16 protein-coding genes and 1 tRNA gene are annotated in these 16,033 nt (G+C 63.9%); 7 read left to right on the top strand and 10 right to left on the bottom strand.

What is annotated here, in order from left to right:
• Nucleotides 1–121: 121 nt before the first annotated feature.
• The 6 genes from ACFSDX_RS00345 to ACFSDX_RS00320 form a co-directional block, all read right to left on the bottom strand.
• Nucleotides 122–2,542 (bottom strand): erythromycin esterase family protein, encoded by a 2,421-nt coding sequence (locus ACFSDX_RS00345; RefSeq protein ID WP_382310982.1) that lies wholly within the window; start codon nucleotides 2,540–2,542, stop codon nucleotides 122–124.
• A gap of 207 nt (nucleotides 2,543–2,749) precedes the next feature.
• On the bottom strand, nucleotides 2,750–3,043 hold the full coding sequence (locus tag ACFSDX_RS00340; RefSeq protein ID WP_382310980.1) for a hypothetical protein: 294 nt from the start codon (nucleotides 3,041–3,043) through the stop codon (nucleotides 2,750–2,752).
• Nucleotides 3,044–3,076: 33 nt separating this feature from the next.
• Nucleotides 3,077–4,447, bottom strand: coding sequence for a M56 family metallopeptidase (locus ACFSDX_RS00335; RefSeq protein WP_382310978.1), 1,371 nt, complete (start codon nucleotides 4,445–4,447; stop codon nucleotides 3,077–3,079).
• 2 nt (nucleotides 4,448–4,449) lie between these two features.
• Nucleotides 4,450–4,815, bottom strand: a complete 366-nt coding sequence (locus tag ACFSDX_RS00330; protein ID WP_382310976.1) for a BlaI/MecI/CopY family transcriptional regulator — start codon at nucleotides 4,813–4,815, stop codon at nucleotides 4,450–4,452.
• 186 nt (nucleotides 4,816–5,001) lie between these two features.
• Nucleotides 5,002–5,442: a hypothetical protein gene (locus tag ACFSDX_RS00325; protein WP_382310974.1), complete on the bottom strand. Its 441-nt coding sequence runs from the start codon at nucleotides 5,440–5,442 to the stop codon at nucleotides 5,002–5,004.
• Nucleotides 5,443–5,492: 50 nt separating this feature from the next.
• Nucleotides 5,493–6,746, bottom strand: a complete 1,254-nt coding sequence (locus ACFSDX_RS00320; RefSeq protein ID WP_382310972.1) for a TCR/Tet family MFS transporter — start codon at nucleotides 6,744–6,746, stop codon at nucleotides 5,493–5,495.
• A 190-nt stretch (nucleotides 6,747–6,936) separates the two neighbouring features.
• Here ACFSDX_RS00320 and ACFSDX_RS00315 point away from each other — a divergent pair.
• The 7 genes from ACFSDX_RS00315 to ACFSDX_RS00285 all read left to right on the top strand — a co-directional run bounded on the left by ACFSDX_RS00315 (nucleotide 6,937) and on the right by ACFSDX_RS00285 (nucleotide 12,760).
• Nucleotides 6,937–7,009: transfer RNA gene (locus ACFSDX_RS00315), tRNA-Met, on the top strand.
• 227 nt (nucleotides 7,010–7,236) lie between these two features.
• The gene (locus ACFSDX_RS00310; protein WP_382310971.1) at nucleotides 7,237–8,082 is read left to right on the top strand and encodes a phosphatase PAP2 family protein; all 846 of its coding nucleotides are present in this window, start codon (nucleotides 7,237–7,239) and stop codon (nucleotides 8,080–8,082) included.
• A gap of 122 nt (nucleotides 8,083–8,204) precedes the next feature.
• Nucleotides 8,205–8,882 carry a response regulator transcription factor gene (locus tag ACFSDX_RS00305; protein ID WP_382310969.1) on the top strand — a complete coding sequence of 226 codons (678 nt, stop codon included), beginning with the start codon at nucleotides 8,205–8,207 and terminating at the stop codon, nucleotides 8,880–8,882.
• Between the two features lie 159 nt (nucleotides 8,883–9,041).
• On the top strand, nucleotides 9,042–10,310 hold the full coding sequence (locus tag ACFSDX_RS00300) for a sensor histidine kinase (protein WP_382310967.1): 1,269 nt from the start codon (nucleotides 9,042–9,044) through the stop codon (nucleotides 10,308–10,310).
• A gap of 54 nt (nucleotides 10,311–10,364) precedes the next feature.
• Nucleotides 10,365–10,856, top strand: coding sequence for a cyclic pyranopterin monophosphate synthase MoaC (gene moaC / locus ACFSDX_RS00295; RefSeq protein ID WP_382310965.1), 492 nt, complete (start codon nucleotides 10,365–10,367; stop codon nucleotides 10,854–10,856).
• 54 nt (nucleotides 10,857–10,910) lie between these two features.
• Entirely contained in the window at nucleotides 10,911–11,819 is a 909-nt protein-coding gene (locus ACFSDX_RS00290; RefSeq protein WP_382310963.1) for a helix-turn-helix transcriptional regulator, read from the top strand.
• Between the two features lie 113 nt (nucleotides 11,820–11,932).
• Complete coding sequence (locus tag ACFSDX_RS00285) at nucleotides 11,933–12,760, top strand: SDR family oxidoreductase (protein WP_382310961.1); 828 nt, start codon at nucleotides 11,933–11,935, stop codon at nucleotides 12,758–12,760.
• Between the two features lie 5 nt (nucleotides 12,761–12,765).
• Here the strand turns inward: ACFSDX_RS00285 and ACFSDX_RS00280 are convergent, their stop codons facing one another.
• The 4 genes from ACFSDX_RS00280 to moeB all read right to left on the bottom strand — a co-directional run bounded on the left by ACFSDX_RS00280 (nucleotide 12,766) and on the right by moeB (nucleotide 15,903).
• A complete protein-coding gene (locus ACFSDX_RS00280; protein ID WP_382310960.1) occupies nucleotides 12,766–13,185 on the bottom strand; it encodes a molybdenum cofactor biosynthesis protein MoaE in 420 nt (139 codons plus the stop codon).
• Nucleotides 13,186–13,219: 34 nt separating this feature from the next.
• Nucleotides 13,220–13,462: a MoaD/ThiS family protein gene (locus tag ACFSDX_RS00275; RefSeq protein WP_382310958.1), complete on the bottom strand. Its 243-nt coding sequence runs from the start codon at nucleotides 13,460–13,462 to the stop codon at nucleotides 13,220–13,222.
• An 87-nt stretch (nucleotides 13,463–13,549) separates the two neighbouring features.
• Nucleotides 13,550–14,569 carry a GTP 3',8-cyclase MoaA gene (moaA, locus tag ACFSDX_RS00270; protein ID WP_382310956.1) on the bottom strand — a complete coding sequence of 340 codons (1,020 nt, stop codon included), beginning with the start codon at nucleotides 14,567–14,569 and terminating at the stop codon, nucleotides 13,550–13,552.
• Nucleotides 14,570–14,808: 239 nt separating this feature from the next.
• On the bottom strand, nucleotides 14,809–15,903 hold the full coding sequence (gene moeB / locus ACFSDX_RS00265) for a molybdopterin-synthase adenylyltransferase MoeB (protein ID WP_382310954.1): 1,095 nt from the start codon (nucleotides 15,901–15,903) through the stop codon (nucleotides 14,809–14,811).
• Nucleotides 15,904–16,033: the final 130 nt, after the last annotated feature.

Below are 16,033 nucleotides of genomic sequence, written 5' to 3'. Positions count from 1 at the left end.
AGCAAAGCAAAATAAGCCAGACGCGGGCCGCCCCCGGCCCGCCGCAACAAGTTACGCCCAGTCGGCCAACGCCGCCGGGGGGCCGACTGGTTCGCCGCCCGGCGGCGACCGCCCAACGAACTTAGGGCAGAAGCGGCGCGGGCGTCGAGTCGCGGACGAACAGCACGGCGTCGAACTCGGCGCGCAAGCTATGCAGCATATACTGGTTGTGCGCGTCGGCGTAGCTCAGGTCGTGCAGCAGCTGGCTCTGAAAAAGCCAGGCATTGTCCTCCGTCAGCTCCAGCTTGCTTAGCCCCAGCCAAAAAGCGGGCGGCCCGCTCCGCAGCCACGCCTCGTACGCGCCGGGCCGCACCGCCGCTAAGGTGGCCGGGGCCCACTGGCCCGCGGGGCTCTGCGCCGCAAAGCGCCCCTGCCCCAGCACCACGCCCAGCGCCAGGTAGCCCGCGCCCAAAGTGGCGCGCAGCCACTCGCCCATTGGGCGCTCATCGGGGGTGAGGAACTTGGCTACGCTGCGGTTATTGGCCCACAGTAGAAGCTTGCCGCCGGCTTGTTGGCTCAGGTAATGGGCGTTTTCGGCCAGGCAGGCTTGGCGGTAGTTTTCGGCCGCGCTCGGGTCGAGTCGCCGCCAGGTGGCGCCCTGCTCCACCAGCCGCAGGTAGTAGCGCTGGCGGGCCAGCAGCTGCAAGTTGGTGGGCGGGCCCAGCTTGGAGCGGGTGTCGAAGTCGGTACCCAGCTCGGCCAGCAGCCGGCGCAGGGGCGCCAGCAGCGAGTCGCGCGGCTGGTCGGGACCGAAGCGCAAGTCCAGCTCCGCGGTCGCGGGCTGGCGGTAGTCGGCCAGCAGCTGGGTTAATTGCCGCAGGCGCGACTGCGCAAAGTCATCCTTGGCCTCTACCAGCTGCCCTAGGTAGGCCAGCGCTTGCTCGGGCTGCCGCACCTCGATGCCCGCCAGCAGCAGCGGCGGGCCGGGGTGGGCTTGCTGGTAGGCGCGCAGCCCGCGCACGAGGTCGAGCATAGCGGGCGTGTGCCAGCCTTCCAGGGCGGCCAGCAGGCGGGCGGGGTCGCCCTGGCCGGTGCGCAGGTAGTCGCCTAGGGCGGCGCAGCCGGCCGGACTAGCTTCGAGCAGCAAGCCACTAAAGCCCTTTTGCTCAATTAAATAGTGACTAAGGCGAGCATTCAAACTAAAAACTTCCTGCGAGCCGTGGGTGACTTCGCCCAGCCCCACCAGCCGCGCCGACCTTAGGATACTGCCGAGGGCCGCCAGGTCGGGGCCGGCCGTGGCGGGCGTGGCCAGGCGCAGGGGCCGCAGGGCGGTGCGCAGCCAGGCTTGCTCGGCGGCCGTGGGTGGGGGCGGCCCGGGCGGGCCGGTGGGCGCGTAGGGCTTGCCATCCAGGGTAAAGGTCAAGTTGTCCAGCTCCAGTGCGCCGGGGCTGGGCAGCACCACGCTAAGCGCGCAGGCCCCCAGGGCGGCAGGGTCGGTGCTGGCGCTGAAAAACCCCTGCATGGGCACATCAAAGGCGAAGCTCGTCCACTGCGGTCCCGGCGCGGGCAGGTTGGCGGCGGTGCCTAGGGTATCGGGTAGCCACGCGCCGCCCTGGGGGCTGGCCCGGTAAGAAAGCAGCCGGTAAGCGAAACTGGGCGGCGGCCCGCCGCCCGCGGGCCCGCCGGGCCGCCGCCAGTAGCCCAGCACGCGCAGCCGCTGGCCGCCCTGCCGGGGCGCTAGCCGCAGGGCGCCCAGGTACGCGGCCGGGGCCGGCCCGCTGGGCGCGTTTGGGCGCATCAGGCGCAGGTAGCGGCGGCCGTGCTGTGCCTTCGCGCTGTCGAGCGTGGCGGTGGTGGCGGCCGGGTCGGGCTGGGTGAGGTAGGGCAGCCGCCGCTCAAAATCCCAGTTGGTGGTGAGCACTTCTTCGGCGGGCCGCAGGAGCGCGGCGGTGGCGGGCACCGGCAGCTCGGGCAGCGGCCGGCCCCGCACGCTTAGCTGCATGTCATCGAGCCACACCCGGCCGCTGCCCCGCAGCTGCACGCTGAGCCCGAAGCTGAAAGCCACGGCCCGCACCGGCACTTGCAGCGCCAAGCGGTGCCAGTCAGCATTGGGCAGTGAGTCGAGGGCGGCGGCCGTTTGGGTAGTCAGGCCCGCAATGGTCGTGGCGGTGTTGTTGGCGCTCAGTCGGATGGTACCGCGCCAGCCGCGCGTGCGTACCCACACGCTCACCGTCACGAGTTGGCCCCGCGTGGAGTCGAGTGGTACCAGGCCCGTGAACAAGTACGCCGCCCGCGGCGCCGCTTCGGTGGCGGGCAGCTCCAGCCGCAGGCTGCTCCTCCCCTGCCGAAACACCACGCTATCGAACGCCGCGCGGCCGTTGGGCGGTACCGTTAGTCCCCACAGAGCCAGGGGCTGGCCACGGTTGGCGCGCGGTTCCAGCCCTAGGTTCAGGTAGGCCTGGGCCTGGGCGGCAAGGCCAGCGAGCACGAGCAGTAGCACCAGCCCGCCGCGCATTAGCGGGCGCTGGCTGGGGCGCTTGTGGGCTTCTGGTCCGGGTCGCACCCGCGTAGAGGCTAGGCAGTTGGTCGAAGAAAACCTGCCCGCCGCAGGGAGCGCTACCATCGTCATAAGCAAAGCGAAATAGGCCGGGCGCGAGCCGCCCCAGGCCCGCCGCAATAAGTTTATGCTCGGCAACTCGACGCTGCGCAACGGCCGGGTAGAGTACCGGCCTGCGCCCGTGCCCCACCCGGCCGCCGCTGGCGCACCCGGCTACTTAGTTTGCACTACTATCGCTCGCTTTACGCCAGGGTCGTGGGCGTAGTCCGCGGCTTTTTGGCCGTCCAGTACATCCATGCGCGTCATGGTCTGGGGGTCAAGCTGCTCAATCACTGTCTTGGTTGAGGGCTTCGCATTCAGGTAATAGCTGGTCGGCTGTAGTTGCGGCAGGGGCGCCGTCGAAACCGGCTCCGCCTGCCGCTGCTCGCAGCCACCTAGGCCCAGCGCCAGCACTGCAACGCCGAGCAAATGCTTGTGTTTTAAGAAGTTATTTGGGAAAGTAAGCATGGCTAAGTTTGAGAAAGAGGGTAGGATGAAGAATTAGTGCCTTACTTCTTTCAGAAACTCCCCTTGGGGTGTGAAAAAGGCATAGAATGGCCGCTTGCCTTGTATTAGCTGCACTTGATATTTTACGGCCCCAGTCGTTTTCCTCTTCACTTCTATCACCTCACCACTCAAGCGAGCATCGGGATAATGCTGGGTTATGTAAGCCAGGGCTTTGGGCGTCACGGCATTTGCCTGCGCTGGCGTATGCGTGTAGCCCGAGCCCAAGTCACCCTTTTCAATAAGGTCCAGCACGGCTGGCGAATTAGCGTTAGCCCTCGTGGTAATAATGACGGCGCTGGTCGCCGTGGTATTTCCAAAGATTCGCTTGATGTTAGCCGGCTCATCTTGGAGGATGTCCATATCAAAAATAGTGCTGGGTGGAAGGTCGCCTATAGCCTGCTTGCTGCTCGGCTGCCCATCCAGGTAATACAGCGCATTATCAGGAATATTAGGGTGAAAAACTGCGGGCTGAACAACAGCTGTTACAGTCTGGGCCCGAGCGCCCGAGTACCCCAGGGCCAGCGCCATCACGAGCGGGGCGGCCAGCAGGTAGCGGCCGAGCTGGCCGGTGGTCGAAGCGGGTTGGTTGAGCATGGTAATGCGGTTTTTGAGGGTGAGAAAGGAGAAATGAAAGGCGAGCGCCGGCGCGGGCACGCCGCCCGGCTGCTGGTGCAGCAGGCTGTATTGGTAGGCGCGGCGGTCGAGGCCGGTTTGCAGGGCCGCGTGGTCGGCCAGGTATTCGAGGTTGTCGAGCACGGCCCGGCGCAGCAGCCAAGCGGCGGGGTTGGGCCAGGCCAAAGCAGTGATTACCTGGGCCAGCAGCACGTCGAAGGTGTGGTGCTGGCGCACGTGGGCTTGCTCGTGGCGCAGGGCGGCGGGCAGGTGCTGCGTATCGGCCAGCGTGCTGTCGCTGAGGTAGATGTCGCGGCCGAAGGAGAACGGGCCACCTAGGCCCGCCAGCCGGCGCACGGGCTGACCCAGCACCACCAGCGGCTGCGTGCGCTGCCGCACCCAGGCCAGGCTCAGCAGCTGCCCCAGCAGGCGCAGCAGCAGCGCGCCCGTACCTAAGGCGTAAATTCCTAGTATCAACAGTTGCCAGTCGAAGCGCGGGGTGGCGGGGCCCAGCGCTCCGCTGTCCGCGCTAGCGGCCCCTAGGGTAGCCGCGGGCAGCGCGGGTAAGGCCACGGCTGGGAGCAGCGCCGGCACCGGCAAGGCTGGGTACACGGCCGCAAAAACCAACGCCAGCAGCAGAAAAGCCCGGTTCAATTTGAAGAACGTGAGCCGGCGCAGCAGTCCATAATACGCCGCTGCGAACAGCGCCAGCACCACATTGGCCTTGAGCAGGTAGAGCAAAGTGGCTTCCATCGCTACTCGGGCTTTTGCTTTTCGATGAGCCGGATGATTTCCTGCAAATCCTCGGCGCTCACTTTTTCCTCCTTGGCGAAAAAGGAAACCAGCTCCTTGTACGAGTCACGGAAGTGCTCGCGCACTAGCGCGCCCAGCGAGCGGCGCTGGTAGTCCTCTGCGCTCACCAGGGCAGCGTAGCGAAAGGAGTTGCCCAGCTTCTCGGCGCTGGCGTAGGCTTTGCGCTCGAGGTTGCGCAGCGTCGAGGCCAGGGTGGTGTAGGGCGGGCGCGGCTCGGGTAGCAGCGCCAGCACGTCTTTGACAAAGGCAGGACCGGTGCGCCAGAGCGCGCGCAGGGCGTCTTCCTCGGGTTGGGTGAGGCGTTCCATAAGGCTATTTACGAATTTTTCGTAATACTACGAATGTTTCGTAAATAAAGAGTGCTAGTTCTTTAAAGTTTTTTTAGGACTGCGGAAAAACAATCACTAAAAATGAATTAAGCAGTTTCCCAATCCGTAATTTTTGTCAATCAGCTATACCCAACTTCAAGGCAGCGGTGGCGCAGCGGCGCACTGTCAGGCCGCTGCGCCACCCGCCGGCTGGTGCGTTTGCAGCCACTGAACGGCGGTCCCTTCATTACCAAAAAAATCGAGGGCAAACGGTGCCTGGTGGTAGGCTTCGGGCGGGGCATAGTCGGGGGCCTCCACAATCTGGCGGTGCATCTCGGGGCTGAACAAGTAGGCCACGAACAACCGCTGGCCCAGGCGGCGGGCTACTTCGGGGTAGTACTCATCGATTAGCCAGCGCTTGGTTTGCTGGTCGGGCGAGGCGCGGCGGCGCAGGTCTTGCAGCCAGAAGCGGCAGCCCGTGGCCAGCGCCAGGTCGGCTAGCTGCTGGTAGCAGGGCCGCAGTTCGGCGGGGTGCTGGGGCTGGTAGTGCCAGCGGCCCAGCAGCACATCCAGGTCGGGGCGCAGCGTCAGCTCCAGCAGAGGCGGGGTGGGTGGGTAGTCAGCCATAAAACAGCGATAGCGGTGGAAGGCAGATAGTAACCAAGGACCTACGCAAATTAGTGACCGCCGGGTACTTCGGCTAGCTGGGGTGCGCTATCGGCGGGCAGGCGGCGCAAGGAGCCGGCGGCCACCAGCAGCGCCAGCAGCGTGAGCCCGGCCCCCACTAGAAACGGCATACCGGGGAAATAGACCGGCGCCGTGGGCTTGGTGAAAGCCGCGAACAGGCTCGTCATGGCCAGCGGGCCCACCACGCCCGTAGCGCTGATGAGCGAGGTGAGCGCGCCCTGCAGCTCGCCCTGCTCGGAGGCCGGCACCTGCCCCGAAATGCAGCCCTGCAACGCCGGCCCCGCCAGCCCGCCCAGGCAGTAGATGCCGGTGATGGCAAACATCATCCAGCCCTGCGACGCGAACGCATACAGCACAAAACCCGTGATGTAGAACAGCAGCCCTAGGGTGATGGCGCGGGCCGTGCCGAGCTTGGGCAGCAGCACCCGCACCAGCCCGCCCTGCACAATAAGCGCGCCCAGCCCCACCGCGCCCAGCGAGTAGCCGATGAGCTTTTCATCCCAGTTAAACTTCAGGATGGAGTAGAACGTCCAGACCGACTGGGTGGCCGAGCCGGCCAAATACAGCAGCACCAGTGCCACCACCAGGCTGATAATGGCCGGGTACTTACCTAGGCGCAGCAGCGAGGACACGGCATTGGCCCGCGCCCACTCGAAGGGCCGGCGCTGGCTGGCGGGCAGCGACTCGGGCACCAAAAAGAAGCCGTAGAGGAAGTTGCACAAGCTCAGCACCGCCGCCACCACAAACGGCACCCGCGGCCCAAAATGCGCAAATAACCCCCCCAGCACCGGCCCGATGATGAAGCCCAGCCCAAAGGCCGCGCCCACCAGCCCAAAGTTCTGGGCCCGCTTTTCGGGCGTGCTCACGTCGGCGATGTAGGCCGTGGCCGTGGTGAAGCTGGCCCCTGTGATGCCCGCAATCACGCGCCCCACAAACAGCCAGGCGATGCTGGGTGCCAGGGCCAGAAAAATATAGTCGCATCCCAGCCCCAGCAGCGAGGCCAGCAGCACCGGCCGCCGCCCGTAGCGGTCGGACAAGCCCCCAATCACGGGCGCAAAGAAGAACTGCGCCGCCGCGTAAGCAAATGAGAGCCAGCCCGCGTACTGCGAAGCCCGGCTCACGCCCTCGCCCGTGAGCTGCTCGATGAGCGCGGGCAGCACCGGGATGATAACTCCCAGCCCAATAACATCAATAAGAATGGTGACGAAGATGAAAGCCAGCGCGGCCGGGCGTTTGGGCGACATAACGATAAAAGCAAGTAAACAACAAAGCTGGCGACAAAACCCTGCTCGGCCGCCGCCCGGCCGCTACCCTAGGCCAGTGTTACCAAACTTTTACGGCTGACTATCAGCGTGCAAGCTGTTGTTGTGGGCTTTTTGCCAGCCCAGTGCTTGCAATAGCCGATTTTTTTAGTACTTTTGTACTACCAAACAATGCGGGGTGGAGCAGTTGGTAGCTCGTTGGGCTCATAACCCAAAGGTCACTGGTTCGAGTCCAGTCCCCGCTACTCAGTCTAAAAGGCCGCTTTCTTACCGAAAGCGGCCTTTTCTTTTTAGGCGCCGCCGCTCGCACTGCGAAACCGAGGTATTTTGCGGGTGGGCAAGCGCCTCTGGTGCCGCGCCTTGCCCACCCGAATAATTTTAACCTATTGATAACGAAAGCGTATCAGGTAGTTAATACTTCTTTTGTGAGCCGATGCGCAAAGGCTAGCGTCGTTTTATCGTAGAGGGCTGCATGTCCTCCTATACCAACCTGATAATTGCCCGCGCGCGTCGTTCGTGGGGGGTATCGTGCACCTTAGTGCTGAGCATCTGGCTAAGTCTGGCGCCCGCCGCCCAGGCGCAAGTTCCGCTCAACCCGGCCGCGGCCGATACCACGCACAAGTACGAGAACCCCGCGGGGATACCCTCGCCCGATAAGAAGCCCTTTTTTAAGAGTAAATTATTTAGGGCGGCCATTGTGCCGGCGGTGCTCATTGGCTACGGCGCTTACACGTTCAACGGCGGTGGCTTCTACACCAACCAAGAGGCCCGGCGCGACATTCACCGGGTGTTTCCTCGAAACGACAGCCGCGTGGCCGACTACCTCATCTTCGTGCCCTACCTCGAGCTGGGGGCCGTGGCGCTGGCCGGCGTAGAGTCGCACAATGACCGTATCAACATGCTGCTCATTATCGCCAAAAGCGAGGCTATTATGCTCAGTAGCACGTTCATCGTGAAGGCGCTTAGCCACGAAGAGCGGCCCGATGGCTCGGATAACCTCTCGTTTCCGTCGGGGCACACGGCGCAGGCATTTTTGGCGGCCAGTATCGTGCACACCGAGTTTCGGGATAAGAGCCCCTGGTACGGCATCGGCGCCTACACCGTGGCCACTAGCGTAGGCGTGATGCGCATGGTGGTAGACAAGCATTGGCAGAGCGACGTGGTAGCGGGCGCGGGCTTCGGTATTTTGTCGGCCCACCTGGCCTACCTCACTCACCGCAACCGTTGGGGTCGCAAGTCCATCGGGCGCGACATAGGCGTGATGCCCACTTTCTACGGCAGCACGCCGGGCTTGACCCTGACGTGGCGGCCCAAGTAGGCGCCACGGGCACCTAGGGCGCGCGTATTTATATGAAGAAAGAATGAGTGGGGAGGTAGCGCTGGGCTACAAGAATCCTTCAGATTTCCTGCCGTTTTTCACGCAGGAAATTCTCCCCACCCATGAAATTACTTTTAGTTGAAGACGAACCCGCTCTGCGCAGCACGCTCCTAGAGTCGCTGCGACAGAGTGGCTACGTGGTTGAAGTAGCGCCCGATTTTGCGCAGGCCTACGAAAAAATCAGACTCTATCGCTACGACTGCGTGCTGCTCGACCTCACGCTGCCCGGCGGTAATGGCCTCGATTTGCTGCGCGCCCTCAAAACCGAAAATGCGGCTTCGGGCGTGCTCATCCTCACCGCCCGCGACACCCTTGAAGACCGGATAGTGGGCCTCGACCTAGGTGCCGACGATTATCTGGTCAAGCCTTTTCACCTTTCGGAGCTGAATGCCCGGCTGCGGGCCATCATTCGGCGGCGGCAGTTTCAGGGGCAGCACCACATTGTGTTTCGCGACCTGCTGGTTTGGCCCGAGCAGGCCGAAGTGCTGGTGCGCGGCGAGCCCCTCACCCTCACCCGCAAAGAATACGACCTGCTGCTGTACCTGCTGGCTAATCCCGGCCGGGTACTCACCAAAGAAGCCATTGCCGAGCACCTCTGCGGCGATGCCGTGGACACAGCCGACTCGTTTGACTTCATCTATACACACCTCAAAAACCTGCGCAAGAAATTGCAGGAGAAAGGCGCCGACAACTACATTCGAACTATGTATGGCGTTGGCTATAAGCTGAGTAATGAGTGAGGTGGAGAATGAGTGAATGAGTGATTTTGCAATTGTGAGCACAGCGAAGCAATCGCATCAGAACGGGTTACGTGTAATTTTTCTGGGTTCTGAATAGGTGCGATTGCTTCGCTGCGCTCGCAATGACAGGCTAATTCACTCATTCACTTATTCACCACTGTGAAGCTGCTAACCGCCACCAACCGCTACTACCTGGGCCTGGTGGCGGTGCTGTTTGCCGTGGCGAGCGGGGCGCTGTACTACGGGATAAATGCGGCGCTACGCCACGAGGTAGACGAGCAGCTGGGCCTGCACCGGGCCCAGCTAGAGCGCTTGGTGCGAGCTGGCGAGCCGCTGGTGGCCACGCCCTTTGCCGACCAGTTTGTGCTGAGCGCCCGGCCCCGGCGCCTGGGCCTGGCCGACACCATCTTGCCCGATAACCACGAGCATACCTGGGTGCCGCATCGGCAGCTCACCTTTCGGCTGCAAGCCCAGGGCCAGCCCCAGTGGGTGACGCTGCGCAAGTCGCTAGTCGAAACCAACGACCTGCTGGCCGTGGTGCTGGGCATTATGCTGGCCGTGCTGGCGCTGCTGTTCGGGAGCGTGCTGCTGCTCAACCGCTGGCTGAGCGGCCGGCTGTGGCGGCAGTTTTACCGCACCTTGGCCGCGCTGCGCCATTACGATTTGCAGCAGCACCAGCCGCTGGCTTTGTCTAAGCCGCGCATCAAGGAATTTGCGGAGCTGAACCTGGCCGTGACCCACCTGAGCGAGCGCCTGGTGGCCGACTACGAAAGCCTACGCGAATTCACGGCTAATGCGGCCCACGAAACCCAGACGCCGCTGGCCATCATGCAGGCCCAGCTCGAGCAGTTGCTGCAAGTGAGCGCCCTGGCCGACGACCCCACCGCCGCGCCGCTGCTGGCCGACCTCTACGGGGCCACGCGCCGCCTTTCGCGCCTGCACCAGGCCCTAGGGCTGCTGAGCAAGATTGAAAACCGGCAGTTTGCCCAGGTGCAGCCGCTGGACCTGGCCGCCGTGCTCGATGAGAAAGTCAACCAACTGGAGCCCTTGCTCGAAGCCCGCGGCCTGCGGCTGCACCGGCAAGTAGACCAGGCGCCCGTGCTGACCATGCACCCCGGCTTGGCCGATTCGCTGCTGCACAATCTGCTCTACAACGCCATCAAGCACAACCAGCCGGGCGGCGATATCACGGTGCACATCAGCGCCGCCGCGTTAGAAATCAGCAATCCCGGCCCGGCCATCAGCGGCGACCCGAGCCGGTTTTTTGAGCGCTTTCGCAAGCACCACGCCGCCGCCGAGTCGCCGGGTCTGGGCCTGAGCATCGTGCAGCAAATAGGTGCCTACTACGGGTTTGCGGTCACGTATGGCTACGCGGCGGCGGGGCAGCGCCACACGCTGCGGGTGGCGTTTCGGCCGGCAGTGGGCTAACTGCCGGCTAGCGGGCTGCGTACTTTGCCTTTGTCGTACTTATAGTCCGCCCTCATGTCCGATTTAGCCCCCAAGCTCACCCACCTCAACGAAGCCGGCCAGCCCGCCATGGTCAATGTCGGCGCCAAGGCCGTGACGGCCCGCGTGGCCCGCGCCCGCGCCCGCGTGCGCCTAGGGGCCGATATCCTGGCCCTGGTGCAGGCCGGCGACCTGCCCACCCGCAAAGGCCCGGTGTTTCAAACCGCGATTATCGCGGGCGTGATGGCGGCTAAGAAAACGGCCGACCTCATCCCCCTCTGCCACCCCCTAGGTCTCGACGACTGCCAGATTACCATCGAAGTGCTGCCGCCCGACGCGCTGCTCATCGAGTGTACCGCCCGCGTCACGGGCAAAACCGGCATCGAGATGGAAGCCCTCACCGGCGCTTCCGTGGCCGCCCTCACTGTGTACGATATGTGCAAAGCTATGTCGCATGACATTGTGATTGAGGAAATTAGATTATTGGAGAAGACGGGCGGGAAGTCCGATTTCCACCACCAAGACTAGCGGCTGCCCGCCTGGCCTCGCCAACTTATTGGGCCTAGGGCAGTTCTTAGCGCCATGATTGGGCTTCAGACTTTAGCGGATTTCTACGCCGACCGGGTGCCCTTGCTCCAGCCTGGTACCGCCCGCGGCGGAGCCGATTTCAGCGCGTGGCGGCTCGAGGATTTTCTCACCGACATGGCGCTGGTGGGCGTGTACAGCCGCAAGGATTTCTACAAAATAACCCTGACTACCGGGCCTGCCACCTACCGCTGCGCCGACCAGCGCCTGGCGCTGGCCCCCGGCGAGCAGGCCATGGTGTGCACCAATACGCAGGTGCCCTACACCTGGGAAGTGCCCCCGGATGGTGCGTGCCGGGGCTACTGCTGCGTTTTCACCGAAGGGTTTTTGCCGGCCCACACGCACCTGCGGCCGGCCGACTGGGCCGTTTTTGCGCCCGACAAGCCCGCTTTTTTCCGCCTCACGGCCGCCCAGGCCGCCGCCTTCGGCGCGCTGTTCGAGAAGATGCTGGCCGAGCAGGCGTCGGCCTACCCCTACAAATACGAGCTGCTGTACCACTACCTGATGGAGTGCATCCACGGGGCGCTGAAGCTGGCGCCCGTGGCCGAGCCGCACGGGGCCACCGCCGCCACCCGCCTGGCCGCGGCGTTTGGCACGCTGCTGGCCAGCCAGTACCCCATCATCACGCCTGCGCGGCGGCTGGCGCTGCGCACGCCCCAGGCCTTTGCCGAGGCGCTTGCGGTGCACGTCAACTACCTCAACCGGGTCCTGAAAGCGGCCACTGGCAAGACGACCACCCAACTGCTGGCCGAGCGCCTGGTGCAGGAGGCCCGCACGCTGCTGCTGCACACCGACTGGCCCATCGGCCACATCAGCCACTGCCTGGGCTTCGAGGAGCCCACGCATTTTACGCAGCTGTTCCGCAAATACGCGCACTGCACCCCGTCGTCGCTGCGCCGGGTTTGATTGGGGTCACTATCCGTTCGAATCGCGTTAGCCGGACCTAGGGCGCGCCCAGGACCTTTGTAAAACCAGCGAGAAGCGGTTTTTCGCTGGTTTCACGCCTTACTTTTTCTTTGATGGAAACGTGGTTCATTACGGGTACTTCGACCGGCTTTGGGCGAATACTGACCGAAAAACTCCTGCAGCGCGGCGACCGCGTAGCCGCCACCGTGCGCCAGCCCAGCGCGCTGGCCGAGCTAAAAGCGCAGTACGGCGACCACCTATGGGTGGCCACGCTCGACGTCACGGACACGGCCGCCGTGCGCCGGGTGGTCGATGCGGCTTTTGCCGACCTAGGGCGCATCGACGTGGTGGTGAGCAACGCGGCCTACGGCCTATTCGGCGCGGCCGAAGAAGTGACCGATAAGCAGGTGCGCCACCAAATTGATACCAACCTGGTGGGCTCTATTCAGCTCATTCGGGCGGCCCTGCCCCACCTGCGGGCCCAGGGCGGCGGCCGGCTGATGCAGGTATCGTCGGCGGGCGGCCAAACTACTTACCCCAACTTTAGCCTCTACCACGCCACCAAGTGGGGCATCGAAGGCTTCGTCGAAACCGTGGCCAAGGAGGTGGCCCCGTTCAACATCGGCGTCACCATTGTGGAGCCCGGCGCCACGCCCACCAACTTTGGCGGCGGCTTGGTGAGCGCCCCCATCCTACCCGCCTACGACCAAACGCCCGCCGGCCACGTGCGCCGGGGCGTATTCAACGGCGACTTCCCGATTCCCAACGATGCCGATAAGATAGCGCAGGCCATCCTGGAGTCGGCCCGCCAGCACCCGGCGCCGCTGCGCCTGGCGCTCGGCTCCGATACCTACGCCGACGTGCGGGCCGCGCTGGTGGCCCGCCTTGCTGCCCTCGATGCCCAGCAAGCCGTAGCTCTGTCGGTAAAAGCCGACGCCTGAGGTACCTAGGGGTGGGCGGCGACCCACACGGTGCCGTCCTCATACTCCTCTTTCTTCCAGATGGGTACGACTTCCTTGAGTGTGTCGATGATGTACTCGCAGGCGGCAAACGAGTCGGCCCGGTGGGGCGTGGACACGGCCACGACCACGGCCACGTCGCCAATTTCGAGGGTGCCGTGGCGGTGTGTCAGGGCTACTTTGCGCAGCATGGGCCACTTTTCCTGGGCCATTTCGGCCACGCGGGCAAGCTGGCGCAACGCCATGGGCGGGTAGGCCTCGTAGTGCAGGCGCACCACGCGGCGGCCCTCGCTACGGTTGCGCACCGTGCCGATGAAAACATTGACGGCCCCGGCTTCCTCCGATTCGGCGGCGTGCAGCACGGCCGCTACATCGATGGGCTGGTCGGTGAGGTCGATATGATGCATAAGGTGTTCTATAGTAGGTAATGCTAAGCGGCGGCTAGCCGCCGCTCACGGGCGGAATCAGCGCGATTTCGTCGCGCTCGTGCAGCGCTACGTCCTCGGCCGCGTACTCGCTATTAACGGCAACGGCCAGGCTGCGCAAGCCGGCCAGCGCCGGATACTGGGCGCGCAGCTCGGCCAGCAGGCCCGCGGCCGACTGCCCGGCGGGCACGCTCACTTTAAGGGACGACTTGCCCACGATTTCGCGGGCAATGCCGAATAAGGCAACGGTAAGATTCATATTGTCAGTTATCAGTTAACGGTCATCAGTTATCAGCTGCTCATCACCAAGTTGATAACTGATGATTGTTAACTGATAACTGAAAAACTACCCGCCAATCGTGGCCATGCTCTCAAAGTTGAGCTGGTGCGTGGGGCGCAGGCGCTCGGCTTCGAAGCCATTGGCGGCACGGTGGTAAAAGGCTTGCCCTAGAGCCTCGGCGATTTCCTGGTCGGAGGAGCCGCCGCGCAGCAGGGCGCGCAGGTCGAGCACGCCTTGGTCGTAGAGGCAGGTTTTGATGCCGCCTTCGGCCGTGAGGCGCAGGCGGTTGCAGGTGCCGCAAAAGGTGCGCGAGTACGCCGCGATGATGCCGATGCGGCCCACGTGGCCGGCCACGGTGTACTCGTCGGCGGTGGCGCCCGTGGCCGTGTAAGCCGGCACCAGCGGCCCTAGGTGGGCCTCCAAATGCTGCCGGATGCGGCGGTGGTTCCAGGGCAGCGACTCGGGCGTAGCGATATGGCTGCCGCCATTGAAGGGCATTTCCTCGATGAAGCGCACCTCCACGGGCAACTCGCGGGTGAGCTCGGCCAGCGGTACCAGGTCCTGAATATTGCGGTCGCTCATCACCACCGCGTTGATTTTGAGCTGAATACCCGCGTCGAGCAGCGCGTGAAACGTGCGCATGACCTGCGGCAGCTCGTCGCGCCGCGTAATCTCAAAAAAGCGCTGCCGGTCCAGCGTGTCAAGGCTGAGGTTCACGGCCTTCACGCCTAGGCGGGCCATGGTGGGCACGTGCGGCGCGGTGAGCACTCCGTTGGTCGTCAGGCTTAGGTCGTCGATGCCGGGGATAGCGGCCAGGCGCTCCATGAAGGGCACCAAGTCGCGACGCACGAAGGGCTCGCCGCCGGTGAGACGCACCTTGCGCACGCCCAGTCCGGTCATGATGCTGACCAGGCGCAGCATTTCTTCGTAGCTAAGCAACTCGTGCTTAGGCATGTACTTGATACCCTCTTCGGGCATGCAGTAGAAACAGCGCAGGTTGCAGCGGTCGGTTACGGCTAGGCGCAGGTATTCCAGGGGCCGTCCGTGGGCATCTAATAGCGTGGTAGGCGAGGAAAAACTGCTCATGCGGAAACCTAAGGAAGCCTGGTTGCGCCAAGCTGTAATAGTACCCTAAACACTAGGTAGGTGTTTTCATTCCATCCAACCCAATAGCGTTGTATAAGGTTGGAAATAGCGGTTGCGAAAAGATGTAGCTTGGACTCTACGAGTCCGAGCGCGAGCGCAGCTCGCATCTACGGTAGGAAACGTTTGCTTACGCGGGATGCGAGCTGCGCTCGCGCCCGGACTCGCAGAGTCCAAGCTACTTAAAACTCTTCCAGGCCACCGCTCAGCGTCTTCACGTTATCATACCCTAGGCCGCGCAGCAGCTCCACGGCCTGGGCGCTGCGCACGCCGCTCTGGCAGTACACCACCACCGGGCCCTGGCGCGGTACCTCGGCGGCGCGGGCCGGCAGCTGGGGCAGTGGCAACAGCACGGCGCCCGGCAGGTGGCGGCGCTGGTACTCCAGCGGGTTGCGCACATCGAGCAGCAGCGGCGGCTCGGGCGCGGCCAGTAGCGCCCGCAAGTCACTGCTAGTTAGCAAAGTATTAGCCGGAGTGGGCGCGCAGCTCGCGTCGAAGTAGTCGGCTGGGTTGGCCGTGTCGAGGTTGATGGCGCTTTGCACGGCATCGCGCTTGAAGCGTAGTGTGCGGCTTTGAAAGCTCAAGGTATCGAGTAGCCAAAGGCGGCCGCTGAGCACGTCGCCGAGGCCGAGCACCACTTTTAGCGCCTCGGTGGCCTGCACCGTGCCGATGAGGCCGGGCAGCACATTGAGCACGCCGGTCGTGTTGCAGTCGGGCGCTTCGGCGGCGCTCGGCGGCTCCGGAAAGAGGCAGCGGTAGGTGGGCCCGCCCTGGTAGTTGAACACCGAAACCTGCCCCTCAAACTTGTAGATGGCGCCCGAAACCAGCGGCTTGCCCAGGCTCACGCAGGCGTCGTTGAGCAGGTAGCGGGTCGGGAAATTATCGGAGCCATCGACCACTACGTCGTAGGCCGCCACTAGGTCGCGCACGTTAGCGGGGCTCACGCGCACGTGGTGCAAGTCATAGGTCACTAGGTTGTTGAGGCGACCTAGGGCGCGGGCGGCGGCTTCTATTTTGGGCTGGCCCACGTCGGCGGGGCCGTAGAGAATCTGGCGGGGCAGGTTGGTTAGCTCCACGTTGTCGGCGTCGGCCAGCCCTAGGGTGCCCACGCCGGCCGCGGCCAGGTATTGCAGGATGGGGCAGCCCAGGCCACCCGCGCCCACCACCAGCACGCGGGCCTGGCGCAGGCGCTGCTGGCCGGCCTCGCCGATTTCGGCCAGCTGGAGGTGGCGGCGGTAGCGCTGGCGCTCGGAAGGAGAGAAATCAGAATCGGACATGGTAATCAAACTAACAAAAATCGACCGTCATTGCGAGGAGGCACGACGAAACAATCGCATCAGAATAGGCCGTTCGAGTGCAATTGTTTCGTCGTGCCTTCTCGCAATGACAGTCGATAATAGATGTTAA

Origin of the sequence: Hymenobacter bucti (assembly GCF_042681145.1) — a bacterium.
Taxonomy (GTDB): Bacteria; Bacteroidota; Bacteroidia; order Cytophagales; family Hymenobacteraceae; genus Hymenobacter; species Hymenobacter bucti.
Note: the sequence above shows the minus strand (reverse complement) of the source record. Positions and strands in the feature narration are given on the sequence as shown.